This is a genomic window from Pseudomonas sp. M5A4_2d (genome assembly GCF_053345295.1).
Map to the genome: position 1 here is coordinate 281,055 of NZ_JBKEZW010000001.1, position 20,963 is coordinate 302,017.

The following is a 20,963-nucleotide window of genomic DNA, read 5'->3' on the forward strand; positions in this document are numbered from 1 at the left end:
GCTCCCACAGGTGATCGCATACCAATGTGGGAGTCGGGCTTGCCCGCGATGAGGCCGGTTCAGGCAATGATTAACGTTCGGTCAACGCAAACTGCGTCAGGCAGAACGTCGGAATTCCCATGTCTTCCAGGCGCTGCGAGCCACCCAGCTCCGGCAGATCGATGATCGCCGCCGCTTCGAAGATGGTTGCGCCCATGCGCCGCACCAGATTGGCGGCAGCGATCAAGGTACCGCCGGTGGCAATCAAGTCATCGAACATCAGCACCGAGCCGCCTTCACACAGGCTGTCGGCGTGCACTTCGAGGAAGGCTTCGCCGTATTCGGTCTGGTAACCCTCGGCCAGCACGTCGGCCGGCAGCTTGCCCTGCTTGCGGAACAGGATCAGCGGTTTGTTCAGTTGGTAGGCGATGATCGAACCGATCAGAAACCCGCGTGCATCCATTGCGCCGATGTGGGTGAAGTCGGCCTCGACGTAGCGGTGGGCAAAGCTGTCTGCCACCAGCCGCAGGGCCCTGGGCGATTGGAACAGGGGCGTGATGTCACGAAAGATCACCCCAGGCTTGGGGAAGTCGATGACGGGGCGAATCAGGGATTTGATGTCGAACGAATCGAAGGTCATCGTCGAAGAGTCCTGAGGGCTGAAAACGGACTCGAAGTATACCTGCGGCCTCGCCGATTGGCGCAACCGCAAGCCTCTGCATCAACCTTCCAGCGAACCACCGGCCAGCGCACACAGCTGGATGGGGTCAAGGATATGCACTTCCTTGCCTTCGGCGGCAATCAATTCGTTCTGCTGGAAACGGGTGAACACGCGGGACACGGTTTCCACCGCGAGGCCCAGGTAATTGCCGATTTCATTGCGCGACATGCTCAGGCGGAACTGGTTGGCCGAGAACCCGCGGGCGCGGAAACGTGCCGACAAGTTGACCAGGAACGTGGCGATGCGCTCGTCGGCGGTTTTTTTCGACAGCAGCAACATCATCTGTTGATCGTCACGAATCTCGCGGCTCATCACGCGCATCAACTGGCGACGCAGTTGCGGCAATTGCAGAGCCAACTCATCCAGGCGTTCGAAGGGGATTTCGCAGACTGATGTCGTCTCCAGCGCCTGGGCCGACACAGGATGAATCTCGGTGTCCATGCCGGACAGCCCGACCAGCTCGCTGGGCAGGTGGAAACCGGTGATCTGCTCTTCGCCGCCGTCGCTCAGGCTGAACGTCTTCAACGCTCCCGAACGTACTGCATAAACGGAATCGAATTTGTCGCCCTGGCGAAACAGAAACTCGCCTTTTTTCAGCGGGCGACCGCGTTTAACGATTTCGTCCAGCGCTTCCATGTCTTCCAAATTCAATGAAAGTGGCAGGCATAGCGGGGCCAGGCTGCAATCCTTGCAGTGAGTCTGGCTGTGAGCGCGCAGTTTGACAGGCTCGGACATTTCTTAAATCCTTGTGGGAAAACACACATAAGACGTAAGGGTAACGCACTGGGGGGCAGTGAGGCCAGCGTGTGCAAAAAAGCAGCAACGGTATAAAGGTTTGTGTATCAGCGCCGATACATGCAGATATCTCCATGAGCCGGAGCTCAGATCATGTCAGTCAGTACGATCCAAAACCCGACTATCAACGTGGCGGCGGTATCGGTTTGGAAGTCCGCCGATGCGGCGAAGGATAAAGACGCCACCACCAAGGCGCCAACCGAAGCCAAGGCTGCTGAGCCTGCGGCCACCGCAAGCGTGAAGGTCGTCATTTCCGGTGCGGGGATGGACGCATCGAAGGCCGAGCAATCGTCCAACAGCGATATTGACAACAGCAGCTTGAGCGACAGCGTCAAGCAACTGTTGAAAATGATCCGCCAACTGAAAAAGCAGCTTGCCGAGAAAATGGCCGAGCTTTCCGCGGCCATGGCTGACACTTCCATGAGCCCCGAAGCGCGGCAGGCCAAGATAGCCAGACTGCAGGGAGATGTGATGACATTGCAGGCTGGCTTGACCACGGCCCAGACACAGTTGGGCAAGTCCATGAAGGGCGAGCCGCCAGCGGCTCAGTTGGAAGCCATGAGCCTGGCGATGAAGTAACGGCGCTCAGATCACCCGCGAGAATCGTTGCCTGTTCTGGTGCTCCAGGTAGGCATCGAACACCATGCACACCGAGCGCACCAACAATCGCCCGGCGGGCAGTACGTGAATGCCACGGGCGTCCAGTTCAATCAGGCCGTCTGCGGCCATCGTCTCCAGTTGCGGCCATAGCTCGTCGAAATAACCTCGAAAATCGATGTTGAAAGCCTGTTCGATCCGCTCGAACCCCAGGCTGAAATTGCAGATCAACTGCTGAATCACCTCCCGCCGTAATCGATCATCCGTGGTGCAGACCAAGCCACGGCTGGTCGCCAGCTGCGCGCCGGCCAGCGCGTTCTGGTAGTGGTTGAGGTCGCTGCTGTTCTGGCAGTACAAGTCACCGATCTGGCTGATTGCCGATACGCCCAACCCAATCAGGTCGCAATGCCCGTGGGTGGTATAGCCCTGGAAATTGCGTTGCAGCCTACCTTCTTCCTGGGCAACGGCCAGTTCGTCATCCGGCAGGGCGAAGTGGTCCATGCCGATGTAGCGATAGCCCGCCCGGGTCAACTGCTCGATGGTGGTTTGCAGCATCAGCAGTTTTTCTGCCGGGGAGGGCAGGTCGTCGGCGTTGATCCGCCGCTGAGGCATGAAACGCTCCGGCAGGTGTGCGTAGTTGAACACCGACAGGCGATCCGGCTGCAGGCCGATGACTTCTTCGACGGTGCGCGCGAAGTTCAACGGCGACTGCTTGGGCAGGCCGTAGATCAGGTCGACATTGATCGAGCGAAATTGCAGGGTGCGCGCCGCATCAATCACTGCGCGGGTTTCTTCCAGACTTTGCAGGCGGTTGACCGCCCGTTGCACCTCGGGGTCGAGGTCTTGCAGGCCAATGCTCACGCGGTTGAAGCCCAATTCACGCAGCAGGCCCATGGTCGCCCAGTCGGCTTCACGCGGGTCGATTTCGATGCCGTAGTCGCCGGAGTCGTCATCGAGCAAATTGAAATGCTGGCGCAGGCTTGTCATTACCTGGCGCAGTTCGTCGTGGCTGAGAAAGGTCGGGGTGCCGCCGCCAAAGTGCAGTTGCTCCACCGGCTGTTTCGGGTCGAGGTGGCAGGCCACCAGCTGGATTTCCTGTTCCAGTCGTTGCAGATAGGCCTGGGCGCGGCCACGGTCCTTGGTGATGACCTTGTTACAGGCGCAGTAGTAGCAAATGTTCGCGCAGAACGGCACATGCACATACAGCGACAGCGGGCGCACGGCCTTGCGGCTGTCGCGCAGGGCGTGGAGCAGGTCGAAGGTGCCGACCTGGCTGTCGAATTGTACGGCGGTGGGGTAGGACGTGTAGCGCGGCCCCGCCAAGTCGTAACGGTGAATCAGATCTGTGTCCCAACGAATGGCGTCGAGCATGCGGGTGGTCCCCCGGATAGGCTAGTGGACCGAGTCTAGGGGCATGGCCGCAATGGCATGTTGACTTGTATCAACGGGGAGCGGCGCTATGCCACATGGGCGTTTAGTGGCCCATCAACCAGTGCTGATGCGGACCGGGCAGCGTCCAGACACCGAAGAAAATCACCAATAACCCCCCGGCCACGCGCACGCTGCGTTTGCGCAGCAACGCCGTGACACGTTCGGCCGCCAGCCCGGTGGCGAGCAACACCGGCCAGGTGCCCAGCCCGAAAGCCAGCATCAGCCATGCACTGTCCAGCGCATTTCCCTGGCTCGCGGCCCACAGCAGGGTGCTGTAGACCAACCCACACGGCAACCAGCCCCATAGCGCCCCCAGCAGCAAAGCTCGGGGCAGGCTGGACACTGGCAGCAAACGGTTGGCGACGGGTTGCAGGTAGCGCCACAGGCCGCGCCCGAGGCTTTCGATTCGGGTGAGGCCGCTCCACCAGCCGGCCAGGTATAACCCCATGCTGATCAGCAGCAACCCGGCAAGCACGCGCATGAACATCGCCGCCGGGCTGTTGGCCACCGCCCAGCCGGCCAGGCCAATCAATAACCCTGCGGTGGCATAGCTGAGCACTCTGCCGAGGTTGTACGCCAGCAGCAGGCGAAAGCGGCGGCTGCGTTGCTCTTTTGGAATGGCCAGGGTCAACGCTCCCATCAGCCCGCCGCACATGCCCAGGCAATGGCCGCCGCCGAGCAGTCCGAGGATCAGCGCGGAGACCAGCAGCGGCGCCAGCTCAAGCATGGGGTGGTTCTTTTGGCGCGGGCGGTTGCTCGGGCCCGTTGGCTTCGTCGACGGCGGCCAGGTGGTTCGGGTCCTGGTCGTCGAACAGCACGCTGTGAGCCGGGCCGTCGAGGTCGTCGTACTGGCCGCTGTCCACCGCCCAGAAGAAGATGTAAATGGCTACGCCTACTAACAGCAGCGCCGCCGGAATCATCACGTATAGAGCTGGCATCTGCACTCCATGCCTGTGCGGCTCAAGCCGGCAGCGGGCGGGTTACTAAGGCGGCGCTTTTAGCCTGCGCGCTCGGCAGGCGAGTCAGGCGCAAGGCGTTGAGCACCACGGTCAACGAGCTGAGGGACATGCCGATCGCCGCCCAGATCGGGGTGATCCAGCCGAGGGCGGCAAACGGCAGCATAAGGCCATTGTACAGCCCGGCCCACAACAGGTTTTCGATGATTACCCGGCGTGTGCGCCGCGCGAGGGTAAACGCCTGCACCAGCGCGTCGAGGCGGTTGGACAGCAGCACAGCATCGGCGCTGGTTTTAGCCAGGTCCGTGGCCGAGCCCATTGCCACACTGATATCGGCGGCGGCGAGCACGGGCACATCATTGACGCCATCGCCGAGCATCAGCACCTTGCGGCCATCCCTGTGCAGTTGTTGCAGCACCTGCAGCTTGTCGTCGGGACGCAGGCCGCCATGGGCTTCGTCGATGCCCAGCTCCAGCGCGACACTGGCAACCATCGGCGAGCTGTCGCCCGACAACAGCAGCGTGCGCCAGCCCCGCGCCTTGCACGCGGCCAGCAGTGCTGGCGCGTCACTGCGCAGGCGGTCGTCCAGCACGAACCAGGCGAGGGCGCCAGTACGGTCGCCCAGCAGCAGCCATTGGCCAGCCTCATCCGGCGAATCGGGAATCGGGCAGCCACTCAATTCGCAGACAAAACCGGGCTGGCCGATGCGCAACCGGCGTTCGCCTACGCGACCCTCCAGGCCGAGCCCCGGGGCGCTGAGGACTTCATCGGCGGCCAGCGGCGCTCGGCCGAAAGCCCGGGCAATCGGGTGCTCGGAGCGGTTTTCCAGGGCGGCGGCGAGGCTCAGGCATTCATCACTGTTCAGTGCGCTCAAGGGGCGGATCGCGCGTAACGCCAAGCGGCCTTCGGTCAGCGTACCGGTCTTGTCGAAAATCACAGTGTCGATTTGATTCAAGCCTTCCAGCACATGGCCACGGGTCAACAGCAACCCGAGTTTGTGCAGAGTGCCGGTGGCGGCGGTGAGGGCGGTCGGTGTGGCCAGTGACAGCGCGCACGGGCAGGTCGCCACCAGCATCGCCAGCACGATCCAAAATGCCCGCGAGGCATCCAGTTCCCACCACACCAGGCCGATCAATACGGCGGCAATCAGTGAACACAACAGGAACCACTGCGCCGCACGGTCAGCGATTTGTGCCAGGCGCGGTTTCTCGGCCTGGGCGCGCTCCAGCAGGCGCACGATGGCGGACAGGCGCGTGTCATGGCCCAGGGCACGGACCTCGACGGTCAGTGCGCCTTCGACGTTGAGCGTGCCGGCGGTGACTGCATCACCGCTGTGCCGAGGCTGAGGCAGGTACTCACCGGTGAGCAGGGATTCATCGATGCTGGACTGGCCGTCAAGAATCACTCCGTCCGCCGGCAGTACCGCGCCGGGATGCACCAGCACCCGGTCACCCAACGCCAGTTCACTGAGCAGGATGCGTTCGCTCTGGCCGTCAGCGTTGAGGCGTAGGCAGGAGGCGGGTAACAGGTTGACCAATTGCGCGGTGGCGGCGGCCGTGCGTTCCCGCGCCCGGCGCTCAAGATAGCGGCCGGCCAGCAGGAACAGCGCGAACATGCCCACCGCGTCGAAGTACAACTCGCCAACGCCGGTGATGGCCGTCCAGATACCCGCGAAATAGGCGCCGCCAATCGCCAGGGATACCGACACATCCATGGTCAGGTGGCGCGTGCGCATGTCGCGCAGGGCGCCCTTGAAAAACGGCGCACAGCTGTAGAACACGATGGGTGTAGTAAGAAACATCGCCACCCAGCGCAGGATCACGTGCAGCTCCGGGCTCAGGTCGATATTGAATTCCGGCCAGGTGGCCATGGTCGCCATCATCGCCTGGAACCACAGCAACCCCGCCACGCCCAGTTGGCGCAAAGCCAGGCGATTTTCGCCGGCCAGTTGCTCGGCAGCGCGATCAGCCTGGTAAGGATGGGCGGCATAGCCGATATGGCGCAGCTCAGCGAGCAGTTGGCTCAACGGCAATTGCCCGTCGGCCCAGCGCACCTGCAGGCGATGGTTGGACAGGTTCAACCGTGCCTCGGCCACCGCGGGCAGGCTGCGCAGGTGTTTCTCGATCAGCCAGCCGCAGGCAGCGCAGCTGATGCCTTCCATCAGCAGCGTGGTTTCGGCGAGCTCGCCGTCGTGGCGCACAAAAGGCTTTTGCACATCGGCGCGGTCGTACAGAGCCAACTCGTCCACCAGCTGCACTGGCAGCGCCTCGGGGTTGGCCGAGGCTTCACTGCGGTGCTGGTAATAGCTTTCCAGGCCGCCGGCCACGATGGCTTCGGCCACCGCCTGGCAGCCTGGGCAGCACAGTTCGCGACGTTCGCCGAGGATCACGGCGGTAAACCGGCTACCGGGAGGGACGGGCAGGGCGCAGTGGTAGCAGGGAATCGGGCTGGTCATGATTTGGATCTTTGATGGCTGGGAGGGCCTCATCGCGGGCAAACCCGGCGCCCACATTGGATCATGGTGTCCTTGTGGGAGCGGGCTGGCCCGCGATGCGCGAAGCGCAGGTTGCTTACTTTTTCAGGTCTTCCGCACCTTGCAACGGCTCATCCCCCAGCAGCAAGTCCTTATCGTGGCTGACCTGTTCTTCTTCAAACAGGCGCCAGGTCTTGTCGCCTTCCACACCCAGCAGTTCCACGAAGCGTCGGCCTTCGACCTTGTCGGTAACCTGGCCGACGTAGCGGCCGGGCTCGCTGTCGCTGCGGGCCAGGTTGATCTTGCGGTCCTTTTCCGGCTGGGTCGGGGAAATCAGGTTCAGCTCCAGGGTATTCGGGTTGCTGTTGCCGGTGAGGTGCAACTCGACTTCACCGGTCAGTTCGTCCAGGTGCACATTGGCCCGCAGTTGCAGGGTCTGGGCCAGCAGTTCACGGTCCAGGGAGCGGTTGATACCCTTGCCGGCTTCGTAGTAGTTGTCGTTAACCAGGTTGTCCGGGTTTTTCACCGCAATGGTCACCATGGACAAGGTCAAGGTCACCGAGCAGGTCAGGATCCCAATGATGATCCAGGGCCAGAGGTGCTTGTACCAAGGGCTTGCGGCAGTAGCTACGGGCATTGTTGTGCTCTCTAGTTAGCGAACTTTATGTTTAACGGACTTGTGGGCCGATGAATCGGCTCTTGGCTTCAATGTGGACGCTGTCGTCATCGGCATCCTTGAGGATGAATTTCACCTCGTTGGTACTCGATGGCAGTTGCTCCGGCGCGCTGGACAGCTCCACCGGCATGCTGAAAATTTCTCCGGCGGCGACCTTGATTTCGCGTCGGCCTTGCAGCTTGAGGTCCGGCAGGCCCGAGGCGTCGAGCACGTAGGTGTGGTCGCGCTGGTCCTTGTTCATGATTTTCAGGCTGTAGACGTTTTCGATGCGCCCTTCAGCGTTTTCCCGGTACAGCACGCGGTCCTTGCTGACGTCGAACCCCACCAGCGCGCGCATGAAAAATGCGCCGGCCAACAGGCTGATCATTGCCAGCAACACCAGGGCATACCCAATCAGGCGCGGGCGCAACTTATGGGTTTTCTGCCCGGACAGGTTGTGCTCGGTGGTGTAGCTGATCAGGCCGCGCGGGTAATCCATCTTGTCCATGATGTTGTCGCAAGCGTCGATACACGCGGCGCAGCCGATGCACTCGATTTGCAGGCCGTCGCGGATGTCGATACCGGTGGGGCACACCTGCACGCACATGGTGCAATCGATGCAATCCCCCAGACCCTCGGCCTTGTAGTCGATGCCTTTCTTGCGTGGGCCACGCTCTTCGCCACGGCGCGGGTCGTAGGACACGATCAGGGTGTCTTTATCGAACATCACACTCTGGAACCGCGCGTACGGGCACATGTAGATGCACACCTGTTCGCGTAGCCAGCCGGCATTGCCATAGGTGGCAAGGGTAAAGAAACCGACCCAGAAATACGACCAGCCATCGGCCTGGCCGGTGAAGAAATCAAACACCAGTTCGCGGATCGGCGAGAAGTAGCCGACGAAGGTCATGCCGGTGACAAAACCGATCAACAGCCACAGCGTGTGCTTGCTGAATTTGCGCAGGAATTTGTTGGCGCCCATTGGCGCTTTATCCAGTTTGATACGCTGGTTACGGTCGCCTTCGGTGACCTTTTCGCACCACATGAAGATCCACGTCCACACGCTTTGCGGGCAGGTATACCCACACCAGATGCGCCCGGCATACACGGTGATAAAGAACAGGCCAAAGGCGGCAACGATAAGAATGCCCGAGAGCAGGATGAAATCCTGGGGCCAGAAGGTCGCGCCAAAAATGAAGAATTTACGCTCCGGCAGGTTCCACCAAACGGCCTGGTGGCCACCCCAATTCAGCCACACGGTGCCGAAGTAGAGCAGGAACAAACCGGCACCACCGAGCATGCGCAAATTGCGGAACAGGCCGGTGAAGGCGCGGGTGTAGATTTTCTCTCGCGGCGCATAGAGGTCGACCGTGTTGCTGGCGTTTTTGGCAGGCGGGGTAACGTCGTTTACCGGTATCTGGTTGCTCATCATTGCATCCCACGGCGGTGGAGATTTGCCTCGGCCAGTACGTGCCAACCGGGGTCAAAAATAGGGTCTTGCAGTGGCGTAATGATACGCCTCCGGTCCTGCTCAAAGGGTGCGACCTTTGGTCGCGTTGGGGGAAATCAATTGATGGTGTACGTGATCTGGATCAATTGACTTGGCAAGTATGGACGGTTTTGGCGGTTGTGGTGGTCGTACGAGTCTTAAAGCCCTCCACCCAAGAGACCGAGGTCTAACAACAAACAGTTCGAATGTGGGAGCGGGTTTGCTCGCGAATTCGCGGTGTCAGTCACCTTATTCATTACTGACACACTGCATTCGCAAGCAAGCCCGCTCCCACACTGGATCTGTGGTGTGTGCAGAAAAAAGGCCCTGTCAGCGACGGCTGACAGAGCCTCCTTCTATTGGCGTCTGCCTTACTGCGCTTCAGCCTGCTTATCGCCATGGGACAGGCTGTAAACATACGCTGCCAGCAAGTGCACTTTGTCATTGCCTTGCAACAGTTCCTGCGCAGGCATCTGGCCCTGGCGGCCATAACGGATGGTCTGCTGCAGTTGCGCAAAGCTCGAACCGTAGATGAATGCACCCGGGTGGGTCAGGTCCGGCGCGCCCATGGCCGGGGTGCCTTTGCCCGCAGGGCCGTGGCAGGCCACGCAGTTGGCGGCGAAGAGTTTCGCGCCGTTGGCGACGTCGGCCTTGGCGCCTTCGGGCAGTTTGCGGCCGTCGAGGTTGGTCACCACAAAGCCTGCCACGTCGGCCACGCCTTGCTCGCCGATGACTTCGGCCCAGGCCGGCATCACTGCATGGCGGCCTTTCATGATGGTTTCCTTGATGGTGGCGGGCTCGCCGCCCCAGCGCCAGTCGGCGTCGGTCAGGTTAGGGAAGCCGTAGGCACCCTTGGCATCGGAACCGTGGCATACCGAGCAGTTGGAGGCGAACAGGCGGCCACCCATCTTCAAGGCTTGCGGGTCTTTGGCGACGTCTTCGATCGGCATTGAGGCGAACTTGGCGAAGATCGGCCCGAACTTGGCGTCCGACTTGGCCATTTCCTTTTCCCATTCGTGCACGCCGGTCCAGCCGGTCTGGCCATTGGCGAACGGGGTTTGTTTGTCGTTGTCGAGGTAGTTGTAGCCCGGCAGCAAGCCCTTCCAGTTACCCAGGCCGGGGTACAGCGCCAGGTAGCCAAGGGCAAAGATGATGGTGCCGACGAACAGCATGAACCACCATTTCGGCAACGGGTTGTCATACTCCTCGATGCCGTCGAACGAGTGGCCGACTGTCTCGTCTGTTTGCTCGGCGCGCTGCCCCCTGCGGGTCGACAGCAGCAACCAGGTCAGGGCGAAAATGGTACCCAGACTGAGGACTGTGACGTACAGACTCCAGAACGTAGTCATTCTTTGTTACTCCTAGACGCTTGCTCGACGTGCTTGATGGCTTCGGGATCATCTGCAAAGGGCAGCATGGTCGCGTCGTCAAACTCCGACTTGCGCCGTGGGCTGAACACCCACAACGCCAGGCCGATAAAGGCCACCATCACGACAACGGTGCCCAGGCCTCGAATCATCCCGATATCCATGAAGATCACCGTTTGCTTTTGATGATGGTGCCAAGGCCTTGCAGGTAGGCCACCAGTGCGTCCATTTCGGTCTTGCCCTTCACGGCGGCGGCTGCACCGGCGATGTCTTCATCGGTGTAGGGCACGCCCAAGGTGCGCAGGACTTCGAGTTTCTTCGCGGTGTCCTTGCCGTCGAGCTTGTTTTCCACGAGGAACGGATACGCTGGCATTTTCGACTCAGGCACCACGTTGCGCGGGTTGTACAAGTGCGCACGCTGCCAGTCATCGGAGTAACGACCGCCGACGCGGGCCAGGTCCGGGCCGGTACGCTTGGAGCCCCACAGGAACGGGTGGTCCCAGACGCTTTCACCGGCAACCGAGTAGTGGCCGTAACGTTCGGTTTCGGCGCGGAACGGACGGATCATTTGCGAATGGCAACCCACACAGCCGTTGGCGATGAACACGTCACGGCCTTCAACTTCAAGCGCGGGGCGCGGTTTCATGCCTTCGACCGGCTTGTTGGTCACGTCCTGGAAAAACAGCGGAACGATCTGGGTCAGGCCGCCGATGCTCACGGCGATTACCATGAAGAAGGCCAGCAGGCCGATGTTCTTCTCGACTACTTCATGCTTCATCAGTGAGCTCCCACAACGGCGATCTTGGTGGCGGCTTCGGCTTCTACCGGGTCGGAAGCACGCACGGTGCGCCAGACGTTGTAGGCCATGAACAGCATGCCGCTGGCAAAGAACGCACCGCCGATGGCGCGGACGATGTAGCCCGGGTGGCTGGCTTGCAGCGCTTCGACGAAGGAGTAAGTGAGGGTGCCGTCATCGTTGATCGCACGCCACATCAGGCCCTGGGTGATGCCGTTGACCCACATCGAGGCGATGTAGAGCACGGTGCCGATGGTGGCCAGCCAGAAGTGGGTGTTGATCAGCCCGACGCTGTGCATCTGCGCACGGCCGAACAGTTTGGGGATCATGTGATACAGCGCGCCGATGGAGATCATCGCCACCCAGCCGAGGGCGCCGGCGTGTACGTGGCCGATGGTCCAGTCGGTGTAGTGGGACAGGGAGTTGACGGTCTTGATCGCCATCATCGGCCCTTCGAAGGTCGACATGCCGTAGAACGCCAGCGACACCACCAGAAAGCGCAGGATCGGGTCGGTGCGCAGCTTATGCCAGGCGCCCGACAGGGTCATCATGCCGTTGATCATGCCGCCCCAGCTCGGGGCCAGCAGAATGATCGACATCGCCATGCCCAGCGATTGCGCCCAGTCCGGCAGCGCGGTGTAGTGCAGGTGGTGAGGACCGGCCCAGATGTACAGGGTGATCAACGCCCAGAAGTGCACGATAGAGAGGCGATACGAGTAAATGGGGCGCTCGGCCTGTTTCGGCACGAAGTAGTACATCATCCCCAGGAAACCGGTGGTGAGGAAGAATCCTACGGCGTTGTGGCCATACCACCACTGGATCATCGCGTCCGTCGCACCGGCATACGCCGAGTAGGACTTGAACAGGCTGACCGGCAGGGACGCGTGGTTGACGATGTGCAGCATCGCCGTCACCAGGATGAAGGCACCGTAGAACCAGTTACCGACATAGATGTGCTTGGTCTTGCGCTTGACGATGGTGCCGAAGAACACCACGGCGTAGGTCACCCAGACGATGGCCAGCAAAATGGCGATCGGCCATTCCAGCTCGGCGTATTCCTTGGTGGTGGTGTAGCCCAGCGGCAGGGTCACGACCGCACCGACGATGACGGCTTGCCAACCCCAGAAGGTGAAGGCCGCGAGGCCGTCGGAGATCAGTCGCGTCTGGCAGGTTCGCTGCACGACATAGTAGGAAGTGGCAAATAACGCACAGCCACCGAAGGCAAAAATCACCAGGTTGGTGTGCAGCGGGCGCAGGCGGCCGAAGGTCGTCCATGGCAAACCGAAATTCAATTCCGGCCAAACCAGTTGCGAGGCGATAAACACCCCGAGCCCCATGCCAAGGATCCCCCAGACCACCGTCATGATGGCGAACTGGCGGACTACCTTATAGTTATAAGCAGTCGGACTGATTGCTGTGCTCATTCTAAGGTTCCACGGTTTAGGTTTTTTTATAGGTATAAAACGGCCGCAAGTATGTAGAAAGCGAGGGGCCATTGCAACGCAATGGCTGACCTGTATCAATGCGTTCCACGCCAGATTCTGCGCCCTTTCCATGTTTTGCGTAAGGACAAAATCGGAAATAGAAAGCTGATCGAGTGGACAGGAAATATTATTGCTGGCGGGGACTTGTAACTTGGTGTGTGTAAACACGCTCTCGAGGTGACGAGTGGTCAGTGGCACGATAGCCGGCCACTGCCAGCCTTTGCGCCTGTCACCCTGCAAAAATGTTCAACCCATCGAGTGCAAATCGGCCATCGACCGGTCAATACCGATCCACTGTGGGAACAAGCGTAGACCCGAATGGCAGGAGGGGAAAGTTGGGGTGGGGAAGGGTGCGACACTTGGTCGCGTAAAACAGTAGAGCTGCCGCCCCGAATGGGTGCGGCAGTCAAAGGTTACTGAGCCTGGCTTTCTGGCATTGCGCCATCAGCGTTGTGGGACAGGCTGTAAACATAGGCGGCGAGCAGGTGCACCTTCTCATTGCCTTGCAGTGCGTCCTGCGCCGGCATCTGGCCTTGGCGGCCATGGCGGATGGTCTGCTGCAACTGCGCCAGGCTGGTGCCGTAGATAAAGCCGGCAGGCTCGGTCAGGTTCGGCGCGCCCATGGCTTCCGTGCCGTGGCCTTGTGGCCCGTGGCACGCCACGCAGGTGGTGTTGAAGGCGGCTTGACCGGCCGCCAGATCCGCGGTGCTGTCAGCGGGTAATGGCAGCTTGGCCAGGTCGTGGCGCACAAAGGCGGCGACGTTTTTCACACCGTCCTCGCCCAGTATCTCGCCCCAGGCCGGCATCGCCGCGTGGCGACCATTCAGGATCGTGGTCTTGATCGCTTCAGCCGAGCCGCCCCAGCGCCAGAGGTTGTCCGCCAGGTTCGGAAAGCCATACGCGCCCTTGGCATCCGAGCCGTGGCACACCGCGCAGTTGGAGGCGAACAGGCGACCGCCCATCTTCAGCGCTTGCGGGTCCTTGGCGACTTCTTCTACCGGCATGGCGGCGAACTTGGCGAAGATCGGCCCGAACTTGGTATCGGCCTTGGCCATTTCCTTGTCCCATTCCTTGGCCGAGGTCCATCCGTCTTCATAGCCCGGCAACACGCCTTTCCAGTTGCCCAGGCCCGGGTAGAGGATCAGGTAGCCGACGGCAAACACCAAAGTGCCGGCGAACAGCATGAACCACCACTGGGGCAGCGGGTTGTCGTATTCCTCAATGCCGTCGAAGGCGTGGCCCATGGTCTGGTCGACGCTGCCCTTGGTCTCGCCCTTGCGGGTGCCGATCAACAGCCAGGTCAGGCCGATCAGGCTGCCGAGGGTCAGTACGCAGATCCATGTACTCCAGAAGGTAGTCATGGGCGAGTGCTCCTTGTTGCAGGCTCTTCTTGAGCGTCGGATGGGGAAGGTTCATCGGCGAAAGGCAGCAGGCGTGCCTGCTCGAACTCTTCATTGCGCCGGTTGTTGAACACCCACAGCGACAGGCCGATAAAGGCGATGGCGACCACCAGCGTGCCCAGGCCGCGGATGGTGCCCGCATCGAATTCAAATCCCATGGCTCACCTCTTGCTCTTGATGGCAGTGCCGAGCACTTGCAGGTAAGAAACCAGCGCGTCCATCTCGGTCTTGCCCTTGAGGCTGGCGACTGCACCGCTGATGTCTTCGTCGGTGTACGGCACGCCGAGCGTGCGCATTACGTGCAATTTGGTCTCGGTGTGGCTGCTGTCGACGGGGGCGGTGACCAGCCATGGATAGGCCGGCATTTTCGATTCCGGCACGACGTTGCGCGGGTTGTACAAGTGCGCGCGGTGCCAGTCATCCGAGTAGCGCGTGCCGACGCGCGCCAGGTCCGGCCCGGTGCGCTTGGAGCCCCACAGGAACGGGTGGTCCCATACGCTTTCGCCGGCGACCGAGTAGTGGCCGTAGCGTTCGGTCTCGGCGCGGAACGGGCGGATCATCTGCGAGTGGCACTGCACACAGCCTTCTCGGATGTAAATGTCGCGGCCTTCCAGTTGCAGCGCGGTGTAGGGCTTCATGCCTTCCACCGGTTTGTTGGTGACGTCCTGGAAGAACAGCGGGACGATCTGGGTCAGGCCGCCGATGCTCACGGCGAGCACCATCAGCAGCATCAGCAGGCCGACGTTCTTTTCAATCGTTTCGTGTTTCATCACTGACTCCTCAGGCCATCTGCGCAGCGGTGGCGTGTTCGGCGGTTTGGAGGGATGACGCCGAACGCACGGTGCGCCATGTGTTGTAAGCCATCAGCAACATGCCGCTGAGGAAGATCGCCCCGCCCACCAGTCGCACGATGAAGCCAGGGTGGCTGGCCACCAGGGTTTCGACGAAGGAGTAGGTCAACGTGCCGTCTTCGTTAATCGCACGCCACATCAGGCCCTGGGCGATGCCGTTGACCCACATCGAGGCGATGTAGAGCACGGTGCCGATAGTGGCCAGCCAGAAGTGCGCGTTGATCAGGCCGAGGCTGTACATCTGCTCGCGGCCGAAGACTTTCGGGATCATGTGGTAGAGCGCACCGATGGAGATCATCGCCACCCAACCGAGGGCGCCGGCGTGCACGTGGCCGATGGTCCAGTCGGTGTAGTGGGAGAGGGCGTTGACGGTCTTGATGGCCATCATCGGCCCTTCGAACGTCGACATGCCGTAGAAGGCCAGGGAGACGACCAAGAAGCGCAGGATCGGGTCGCTGCGCAACTTATGCCAGGCGCCCGACAGGGTCATCATGCCGTTGATCATGCCGCCCCAGCTCGGTGCCAGCAGTACCAGCGACATCACCATGCCCAGCGACTGTGCCCAGTCCGGCAGTGCGGTGTAGTGCAGGTGGTGTGGGCCGGCCCAGATGTACAGGGTGATCAGGGCCCAGAAGTGCACGATGGACAGGCGATAGGAGTACACCGGCCGCTCGGCCTGTTTCGGTACGAAGTAGTACATCATCCCGAGGAAGCCGGCGGTGAGGAAAAAGCCGACCGCGTTATGCCCATACCACCACTGCACCATGGCATCTGTCGCGCCGCCATAGGCCGAGTAGGACTTGGTCCAACTCACCGGCAGGGAGGCGTGGTTGACGATATGCAGGATGGCCACGGTGATGATAAACGCGCCGAAGAACCAGTTACCGACATAGATGTGCTTGGTCTTGCGCTTCATCACCGTGCCGAAAAACACGATGCCGTAGGCAACCCAGACAATGGCGATAAGAATAGCGATCGGCCATTCCAGCTCGGCGTATTCCTTGGAAGTGGTGTAGCCCAGCGGCAAGCTGATGGCCGCCAGCACAATCACCAATTGCCAGCCCCAGAAGCAGAACGCGGCAATTTTTGGTGCGAACAGCTGTGTCTGGCAGGTGCGTTGCACCGAGTAGAAGGAGCTGGCGAACAGTGCGCAGCCGCCGAAGGCGAAGATCACCGCGTTGGTGTGCAGCGGGCGCAAGCGGCCGAAGCTGGTCCAGGGCAAGTCGAAGTTGAGTGCAGGCCAAACCAATTGGGCGGCGAGAAAAACCCCGAGCCCCATGCCGACGATGCCCCACACCACCGTCATAATGGCGAATTGGCGGACCACCTTGTAGTTATAGGCGGTACTTAAAGTAGTGTTCATGGTTCCCCATCCACGGTTCAACCCAAGCAAATGCGGCACTTGGGCTGGAGTTATAGGCAGACTAAAAAGCGAGGCAAGCATGGGCAAAGAGCACAAGGCCAGTATTGACGGGGATCAATGGGCGCAGTGTGTGCGCGAGCATGGCTGGTTGTGGGATGCCGCGACCGGGTCTATCGCGCGTGCGCCGGTGACGCTGATCCTGGCTCATGGCGCGGGTGCGCCGATGGACTCATCCTTCATGAGCGACATGGCTGCACGCCTTGCCGGGCACGGCGTGAACGTATTGCGCTTCGAGTTCCCATACATGGCTCAGCGCCGGTTGGACGGTGGCAAACGCCCGCCGAACCCGGCGCCGAAACTGCTGGAAGCCTGGCATCAGGTGTATGCCGAGGTGCGACGTCATGTCGCTGGGAAATTGGCGGTTGGCGGCAAGTCCATGGGCGGGCGCATGGCCAGTATTTTGGCCGATGAGTTGGGCGCCGATGGGTTGGTGTGCCTGGGCTATCCGTTTTACGCGGTGGGCAAGCCGGAAAAGCCCCGGGTTGCGCATCTGGCCGGGCTGAAGACGCCGACGTTGATTGTGCAGGGTGAGCGCGATGCCTTGGGCAATCGAGCGGCGGTGGAGGGGTATGAGCTGTCGCCGAGCATCGAGGTGATGTGGCTGGTGGCAGGTGATCATGACTTGAAGCCGTTGAAGGCGTCGGGGTTTAGTCATGAGCAGCATTTGGAGGCTGCGGCGGTGAAAGTCGCTGAGTTTCTGGGTGCCTGTTAGGGCCCCTTCGCGAGCAAGCCCGCTCCCACATTTGGAATGCATTTCAAATGTGGGAGCGGGCTTGCTCGCGAAAGCGGTTTACCGGTTAAAACGCTCTACCAGCGAATACTGGGTATTGGCGGTATGCGTCAACTCTTCACTCAACTGAGCCGAGTTCATCGCCTGTTCCGAGGTCTGATCCGCCAACAGCGCAATCGTGCTGATGTTGCGGCTGATCTCTTCGGCCACCGCGCTTTGTTCCTCGGTGGCAGCGGCGATCTGGGTGGTCATGTCGGTGATATTGGCCACGGCCTCACTGATGCCAACCAACGCCTGATCCGCCTCCATCACCCGCGCCACACCTTCTTCGGCCTGGCGATGCCCGGCGTCCATGGTTTGCACCGCAGCGGCGGCGGTCTGCTGCAGCTTGGCGATCAGGGCATGGATCTGCCCGGTGGACTCAGCGGTGCGCTGTGCCAGTTGACGGACTTCGTCGGCCACCACCGCAAAACCACGGCCCATCTCACCGGCCCGCGCCGCTTCGATGGCAGCGTTCAGCGCCAGCAGGTTGGTCTGGTCGGCGATGCCTTTGATCACATCGACTACGCCGCCGATTTCATCGCTGTCCTTGGCCAATTGCGTAACGGTCACACCGGTTTCGCCCACGGCGACCGACAGACGCTGAATCGCCTCGCGGGTTTCCCCGGCGATGTCGCGGCCGCGACCGGTCAGGCGATTGGCTTCCTGAGTGGCGTCGGCGGTGCGCTGCACATGGCTGGCGACTTCCTGGGTGGTCGCCGCCATCTGGTTGACTGCGGTGGCCACCTGTTCGGTTTCTACACGCTGACGTTCCAGGCCGCTGGAGCTGTTGTGCGCCAGGGTGTTGGACTGCGCCGCCTGGTCGTTAAGGTGCTCGGCAGTGTCCTGCAAACGTGTAAGGCACGTCTTCAAACGCGCCTCCTGGCTGAGGATCGACATCTCCAGCCGCGCTTGTGCGCCACGGCTGTCGGTGTACATCTGCGCGATCAACGGGTCGGAAGTGGTCTGCTCAGCCAGGCGCAGCAAGCGCTTGAGGCCGCGCTGCTGCCAGCTCAGGCCCAGCAGGCCCAGCGGCACCGACAAACCCGCCGCAAGGGCAAAGCCCCAGTGGGAGTTGAGCGAAGCACCGATCATGAAGCTCAACTGGCTGACCAGAATAAACGGCAGCCAGTCTTGCAGCACCGGCAGCCATTTGTCCCGCTGAGGCACGGCCGACTTGCCCTGGTTGATGCGTTGATAGAGCGCTTCGGCCCGTCGGATCTGCTCGGCGGTGGGCTTGATGCGCACCGATTCGTAGCCGATCACCTGGTTGCCATCGAAGACCGGCGTCACGTAGGCGTTAACCCAGTAGTGATCGCCCGTCTTGCAGCGGTTCTTAACAATGCCCATCCATGGCAAGCCTTGTTTGAGCGTGGACCACATGTGCGCGAACACGGCCGGTGGCACATCCGGGTGACGCACCAGGTTGTGCGGGGCACGGATAAGCTCGTCGCGAGTGAACCCACTGATTTCGACGAAGGCGTCGTTGCAGTAGGTAATCACGCCTTTGGCGTCTGTGGTGGAGATCAACCGTTGCTGAGCGGGGAAGGTACGTTCGCGCTGGGTAACGGGTTGGTTATTACGCATGATTGTTCAATCCGCAAGGCTTTCATGGGTTGTCGGCCATTGCGGGCATTTATTTAACTTATTTTTGCAACAATCAGCCCGCCAGCATCGGGTAGGTAAACAACCCGAAGTGGAGCAGATTCAAGCCAAAGTGCGTGGCGATTGCTGCACCCAAGCCGCCAAAGCGATAGGCCAGCCCATATCCGACGCCTGCAATGCTCGCCAGCAGCACCCAATGCCAGCCTGCGCCCAGGTGCACCAGGCCGAATAACAGCGCGGCCAATAGCAGTGCCAGGTTCTCGCCGTAGGGCAGGTGTTTGAAGCGTTGGCTCAGGCCGCCCTGGATATAGCCACGAAACAGCGCCTCTTCGACCAGGGTCACCAGCAGCAGGTTATTCAGCACCCACAGCCACGCCTGTTCCGGCCATTTGGGTGCCCAGCTGATCATCCCCAGCAATGCGGCGCCACCCAAGGCCGCGACCGCCGTCAGGGTCACCGCCAGGGCGGCGACATAAATCGACAGGCGCAACGAACGCCGCGCCACAATCCATGGGCAAGCGAGCAGGAGCCAGAAGCCAATCAGCGGTTTGTCCTGGTTCAGGTACATCGAGAACGGCACCGAGTCCGGTGTAAGGCGCTCGGGCGCGATGCCGCGGCCGTTGTAGAAACCCGGCAGCCAGTGCATCGCCAGGCCCAATGCCAGCACCACGAACAATCCATGCCCGAGGTAGCGCGCCCAAGGGCTGCGTTGCTGGCGTACGGCGTACCCGGCGATCAGCAGCATGGCCACGGAGACCGCCGCCAGAATGCCCAATTGCCCGTAGGTCAAGGCCAGTACATAGCCAATGGAAAGAAGCACCAGGTACAGCCAGGGCAAAGCGATCATGTGAAATCCTTCAAAAAAACTGGCCGGCATTATAGCGACCGTGCTTGTTCGCAGGCATGAAAACTCTTCCACGCACAGCGCCTTGTGGAAGTGATTGCATAACTGCAAGGCGGCTGGTTATAGTCGTCGCGTCCTTATCCCTTCAAAAAAGATCAGCACATGCCAGCTTCCCTGCGCATAGCGGTAGTCGATTCAGCGGTCAACGCTGTGGTCGTGCCGTGCGGGAATAAGCAGCCTGCGCAGATCAGTCACTACCCTCCACCTGTCAGTCGCACGCCGGTGTACGCAGTCGTATCACCGCCGGGTGTTGGCATTACGGGCTGATCAGCGAATCGCTGTGCCCTGTGCCCGCCTGAAAAAAACCTACTGAGTTTCAGCCTTGGCTGAATTGGCTTTTTTGCCTGATGACAGGTGGTAACCATGTCTGTTCTTTCGAAACAATCCGTGGCCGCGGCGGCCTCGACGAGCCTGTTTGTCCTGTTGTGGAGCAGCGGGGCGATTTTCTCCAAGTGGGGTCTGGCCCATGCTTCGCCCTTTGCCTTTCTGCTGATTCGTTTTGCCATCGCCCTGGCGGGGTTGGTGGTTCTGGTGCCGATCCTCAGGTTGAAACTGCCACGTCCCGGCAAGCCCCTGCTGTATGCGGCGGCGACGGGGCTGGTGCTGTTAGGCGCGTATCAGATTTTCTATCTGCTGGCGCTGGACCTTAAAGTCACGCCAGGGGTGATGGCCACCATCATGGGCGTGCAGCCGATACTCACGGTGGTACTGGTGGAGCGTCAGCGTTCGTTAAGCCGGATGTTCGGTCTTGGGCTGGGGCTGGCGGGATTGATCATGGTGGTCTATCAGGGCATTGGAGTGTCGGGCATGTCCCTGGCCGGGATGGTGTTCGGCTTGCTGGCGCTGGCGAGCATGACGTTCGGCTCGATCATGCAAAAGCGTATCACCGACAACCCTCTCGGCACGTTGCCCGTGCAGTACCTGGCGGGGTTGCTGTTGTGTACCGTGTTTGTGCCGTTCCAGCCTTTCCACTTTGAGCAAAGCGCCAGCTTTTACCTGCCGGTGCTGTGGATGGGGCTGGTGGTGTCGTTATTGGCGACGCTGCTGCTGTACCGTCTGATTGCGCGCGGCAATCTGGTGAATGTCACCAGTTTGTTCTATCTGGTGCCGGCGGTGACGGCGGTGATGGATTACCTGATCTTTGGCAATCGGCTCGCGCTGTTGAGCGTGCTGGGGATGGGGTTGATCATCATAGGGTTGGGGTTTGTGTTTCGTAGACGTTGAGTGTGGCGCTGAGCGCTGAATCAACCCTGACGGGAGCCCGCCAA

The 20,963-nt window shown here is 61.0% G+C and carries 21 protein-coding genes; 3 read left to right on the forward strand and 18 right to left on the reverse strand.

Going from position 1 to position 20,963, the window contains the following annotated elements:
- Positions 1-70: 70 nt before the first annotated feature.
- Together ACLBW8_RS01290 and fnr are read right to left on the reverse strand one after the other, a co-directional pair.
- Positions 71-619 carry an adenine phosphoribosyltransferase gene (locus tag ACLBW8_RS01290; RefSeq protein WP_447804378.1) on the reverse strand — a complete coding sequence of 183 codons (549 nt, stop codon included), beginning with the start codon at positions 617-619 and terminating at the stop codon, positions 71-73.
- 81 nt (positions 620-700) lie between these two features.
- Positions 701-1,435: a fumarate/nitrate reduction transcriptional regulator Fnr gene (gene fnr / locus ACLBW8_RS01295; RefSeq protein ID WP_064453587.1), complete on the reverse strand. Its 735-nt coding sequence runs from the start codon at positions 1,433-1,435 to the stop codon at positions 701-703.
- A 153-nt stretch (positions 1,436-1,588) separates the two neighbouring features.
- Here fnr and ACLBW8_RS01300 point away from each other — a divergent pair, with 153 nt between their 5' ends.
- Positions 1,589-2,074, forward strand: a complete 486-nt coding sequence (locus ACLBW8_RS01300; protein ID WP_447804379.1) for a hypothetical protein — start codon at positions 1,589-1,591, stop codon at positions 2,072-2,074.
- A gap of 6 nt (positions 2,075-2,080) precedes the next feature.
- On the opposite strand, the gene hemN is transcribed toward ACLBW8_RS01300, so the two are convergent.
- From hemN to ccoN (ACLBW8_RS01370), 14 genes are all read right to left on the reverse strand, one after another.
- Positions 2,081-3,463 carry an oxygen-independent coproporphyrinogen III oxidase gene (hemN, locus tag ACLBW8_RS01305; RefSeq protein WP_447804380.1) on the reverse strand — a complete coding sequence of 461 codons (1,383 nt, stop codon included), beginning with the start codon at positions 3,461-3,463 and terminating at the stop codon, positions 2,081-2,083.
- 103 nt (positions 3,464-3,566) lie between these two features.
- The gene (locus tag ACLBW8_RS01310; RefSeq protein WP_064453584.1) at positions 3,567-4,250 is read right to left on the reverse strand and encodes a sulfite exporter TauE/SafE family protein; all 684 of its coding nucleotides are present in this window, start codon (positions 4,248-4,250) and stop codon (positions 3,567-3,569) included.
- On the reverse strand, positions 4,243-4,461 hold the full coding sequence (ccoS, locus tag ACLBW8_RS01315; RefSeq protein ID WP_064453583.1) for a cbb3-type cytochrome oxidase assembly protein CcoS: 219 nt from the start codon (positions 4,459-4,461) through the stop codon (positions 4,243-4,245). Before ccoS ends, ACLBW8_RS01310 begins: the two co-directional genes overlap by 8 nt.
- A 22-nt stretch (positions 4,462-4,483) precedes the next feature.
- Complete coding sequence (locus tag ACLBW8_RS01320; RefSeq protein ID WP_447804381.1) at positions 4,484-6,934, reverse strand: heavy metal translocating P-type ATPase; 2,451 nt, start codon at positions 6,932-6,934, stop codon at positions 4,484-4,486.
- A 115-nt stretch (positions 6,935-7,049) separates the two neighbouring features.
- On the reverse strand, positions 7,050-7,589 hold the full coding sequence (locus ACLBW8_RS01325; protein ID WP_262665895.1) for a FixH family protein: 540 nt from the start codon (positions 7,587-7,589) through the stop codon (positions 7,050-7,052).
- 31 nt (positions 7,590-7,620) lie between these two features.
- The gene (gene ccoG, locus ACLBW8_RS01330; protein WP_447804382.1) at positions 7,621-9,036 is read right to left on the reverse strand and encodes a cytochrome c oxidase accessory protein CcoG; all 1,416 of its coding nucleotides are present in this window, start codon (positions 9,034-9,036) and stop codon (positions 7,621-7,623) included.
- A gap of 431 nt (positions 9,037-9,467) precedes the next feature.
- On the reverse strand, positions 9,468-10,445 hold the full coding sequence (ccoP, locus tag ACLBW8_RS01335; RefSeq protein ID WP_064453579.1) for a cytochrome-c oxidase, cbb3-type subunit III: 978 nt from the start codon (positions 10,443-10,445) through the stop codon (positions 9,468-9,470).
- Positions 10,442-10,627, reverse strand: a complete 186-nt coding sequence (locus ACLBW8_RS01340; RefSeq protein WP_003193169.1) for a CcoQ/FixQ family Cbb3-type cytochrome c oxidase assembly chaperone — start codon at positions 10,625-10,627, stop codon at positions 10,442-10,444. Before ACLBW8_RS01340 ends, ccoP (ACLBW8_RS01335) begins: the two co-directional genes overlap by 4 nt.
- A gap of 5 nt (positions 10,628-10,632) precedes the next feature.
- Positions 10,633-11,241 (reverse strand): cytochrome-c oxidase, cbb3-type subunit II, encoded by a 609-nt coding sequence (gene ccoO / locus ACLBW8_RS01345; RefSeq protein ID WP_053257425.1) that lies wholly within the window; start codon positions 11,239-11,241, stop codon positions 10,633-10,635.
- Complete coding sequence (ccoN, locus tag ACLBW8_RS01350) at positions 11,241-12,683, reverse strand: cytochrome-c oxidase, cbb3-type subunit I (RefSeq protein WP_064453578.1); 1,443 nt, start codon at positions 12,681-12,683, stop codon at positions 11,241-11,243. Before ccoN (ACLBW8_RS01350) ends, ccoO (ACLBW8_RS01345) begins: the two co-directional genes overlap by 1 nt.
- 473 nt (positions 12,684-13,156) lie before the next feature.
- A complete protein-coding gene (ccoP, locus tag ACLBW8_RS01355) occupies positions 13,157-14,104 on the reverse strand; it encodes a cytochrome-c oxidase, cbb3-type subunit III (protein ID WP_447804383.1) in 948 nt (315 codons plus the stop codon).
- A complete protein-coding gene (locus ACLBW8_RS01360) occupies positions 14,101-14,301 on the reverse strand; it encodes a cbb3-type cytochrome oxidase subunit 3 (protein ID WP_064453576.1) in 201 nt (66 codons plus the stop codon). The genes ccoP (ACLBW8_RS01355) and ACLBW8_RS01360 overlap by 4 nt, the downstream gene beginning before the upstream one ends.
- A gap of 3 nt (positions 14,302-14,304) precedes the next feature.
- On the reverse strand, positions 14,305-14,913 hold the full coding sequence (ccoO, locus tag ACLBW8_RS01365) for a cytochrome-c oxidase, cbb3-type subunit II (protein WP_053257421.1): 609 nt from the start codon (positions 14,911-14,913) through the stop codon (positions 14,305-14,307).
- 10 nt (positions 14,914-14,923) lie between these two features.
- A complete protein-coding gene (ccoN, locus tag ACLBW8_RS01370; protein ID WP_064453575.1) occupies positions 14,924-16,357 on the reverse strand; it encodes a cytochrome-c oxidase, cbb3-type subunit I in 1,434 nt (477 codons plus the stop codon).
- A 79-nt stretch (positions 16,358-16,436) separates the two neighbouring features.
- Between ccoN (ACLBW8_RS01370) and ACLBW8_RS01375 the strand changes: the two genes are divergently transcribed.
- Positions 16,437-17,129: an alpha/beta family hydrolase gene (locus ACLBW8_RS01375; RefSeq protein WP_447804384.1), complete on the forward strand. Its 693-nt coding sequence runs from the start codon at positions 16,437-16,439 to the stop codon at positions 17,127-17,129.
- Between the two features lie 78 nt (positions 17,130-17,207).
- On the opposite strand, the gene ACLBW8_RS01380 is transcribed toward ACLBW8_RS01375, so the two are convergent.
- Both ACLBW8_RS01380 and ACLBW8_RS01385 read right to left on the reverse strand, forming a co-directional pair.
- Positions 17,208-18,773: a methyl-accepting chemotaxis protein gene (locus ACLBW8_RS01380; protein WP_221295383.1), complete on the reverse strand. Its 1,566-nt coding sequence runs from the start codon at positions 18,771-18,773 to the stop codon at positions 17,208-17,210.
- A gap of 73 nt (positions 18,774-18,846) precedes the next feature.
- Positions 18,847-19,638 (reverse strand): CPBP family intramembrane glutamic endopeptidase, encoded by a 792-nt coding sequence (locus tag ACLBW8_RS01385; RefSeq protein WP_447804385.1) that lies wholly within the window; start codon positions 19,636-19,638, stop codon positions 18,847-18,849.
- Between the two features lie 420 nt (positions 19,639-20,058).
- Between ACLBW8_RS01385 and ACLBW8_RS01390 the strand changes: the two genes are divergently transcribed.
- Positions 20,059-20,919: a DMT family transporter gene (locus ACLBW8_RS01390; protein ID WP_447804386.1), complete on the forward strand. Its 861-nt coding sequence runs from the start codon at positions 20,059-20,061 to the stop codon at positions 20,917-20,919.
- Positions 20,920-20,963 lie beyond the last annotated feature (44 nt).

Excerpts from the sequence above, each read along its gene's own strand:
- ACLBW8_RS01290 (WP_447804378.1), bottom strand. The coding sequence starts at position 619 with ATGACCTTCGATTCGTTCGACATCAAATCCCTGATTCGCCCCGTCATC.
- fnr (WP_064453587.1), bottom strand. The coding sequence starts at position 1,435 with ATGTCCGAGCCTGTCAAACTGCGCGCTCACAGCCAGACTCACTGCAAG.
- ACLBW8_RS01300 (WP_447804379.1), top strand. The coding sequence starts at position 1,589 with ATGTCAGTCAGTACGATCCAAAACCCGACTATCAACGTGGCGGCGGTA.
- hemN (WP_447804380.1), bottom strand. The coding sequence starts at position 3,463 with ATGCTCGACGCCATTCGTTGGGACACAGATCTGATTCACCGTTACGAC.
- ACLBW8_RS01310 (WP_064453584.1), bottom strand. The coding sequence starts at position 4,250 with ATGCTTGAGCTGGCGCCGCTGCTGGTCTCCGCGCTGATCCTCGGACTG.
- ccoS (WP_064453583.1), bottom strand. The coding sequence starts at position 4,461 with ATGCCAGCTCTATACGTGATGATTCCGGCGGCGCTGCTGTTAGTAGGC.
- ACLBW8_RS01320 (WP_447804381.1), bottom strand. The coding sequence starts at position 6,934 with ATGACCAGCCCGATTCCCTGCTACCACTGCGCCCTGCCCGTCCCTCCC.
- ACLBW8_RS01325 (WP_262665895.1), bottom strand. The coding sequence starts at position 7,589 with ATGCCCGTAGCTACTGCCGCAAGCCCTTGGTACAAGCACCTCTGGCCC.
- ccoG (WP_447804382.1), bottom strand. The coding sequence starts at position 9,036 with ATGAGCAACCAGATACCGGTAAACGACGTTACCCCGCCTGCCAAAAAC.
- ccoP (WP_064453579.1), bottom strand. The coding sequence starts at position 10,445 with ATGACTACGTTCTGGAGTCTGTACGTCACAGTCCTCAGTCTGGGTACC.
- ACLBW8_RS01340 (WP_003193169.1), bottom strand. The coding sequence starts at position 10,627 with ATGGATATCGGGATGATTCGAGGCCTGGGCACCGTTGTCGTGATGGTG.
- ccoO (WP_053257425.1), bottom strand. The coding sequence starts at position 11,241 with ATGAAGCATGAAGTAGTCGAGAAGAACATCGGCCTGCTGGCCTTCTTC.
- ccoN (WP_064453578.1), bottom strand. The coding sequence starts at position 12,683 with ATGAGCACAGCAATCAGTCCGACTGCTTATAACTATAAGGTAGTCCGC.
- ccoP (WP_447804383.1), bottom strand. The coding sequence starts at position 14,104 with ATGACTACCTTCTGGAGTACATGGATCTGCGTACTGACCCTCGGCAGC.
- ACLBW8_RS01360 (WP_064453576.1), bottom strand. The coding sequence starts at position 14,301 with ATGGGATTTGAATTCGATGCGGGCACCATCCGCGGCCTGGGCACGCTG.
- ccoO (WP_053257421.1), bottom strand. The coding sequence starts at position 14,913 with ATGAAACACGAAACGATTGAAAAGAACGTCGGCCTGCTGATGCTGCTG.
- ccoN (WP_064453575.1), bottom strand. The coding sequence starts at position 16,357 with ATGAACACTACTTTAAGTACCGCCTATAACTACAAGGTGGTCCGCCAA.
- ACLBW8_RS01375 (WP_447804384.1), top strand. The coding sequence starts at position 16,437 with ATGGGCAAAGAGCACAAGGCCAGTATTGACGGGGATCAATGGGCGCAG.
- ACLBW8_RS01380 (WP_221295383.1), bottom strand. The coding sequence starts at position 18,773 with ATGCGTAATAACCAACCCGTTACCCAGCGCGAACGTACCTTCCCCGCT.
- ACLBW8_RS01385 (WP_447804385.1), bottom strand. The coding sequence starts at position 19,638 with ATGATCGCTTTGCCCTGGCTGTACCTGGTGCTTCTTTCCATTGGCTAT.
- ACLBW8_RS01390 (WP_447804386.1), top strand. The coding sequence starts at position 20,059 with ATGTCTGTTCTTTCGAAACAATCCGTGGCCGCGGCGGCCTCGACGAGC.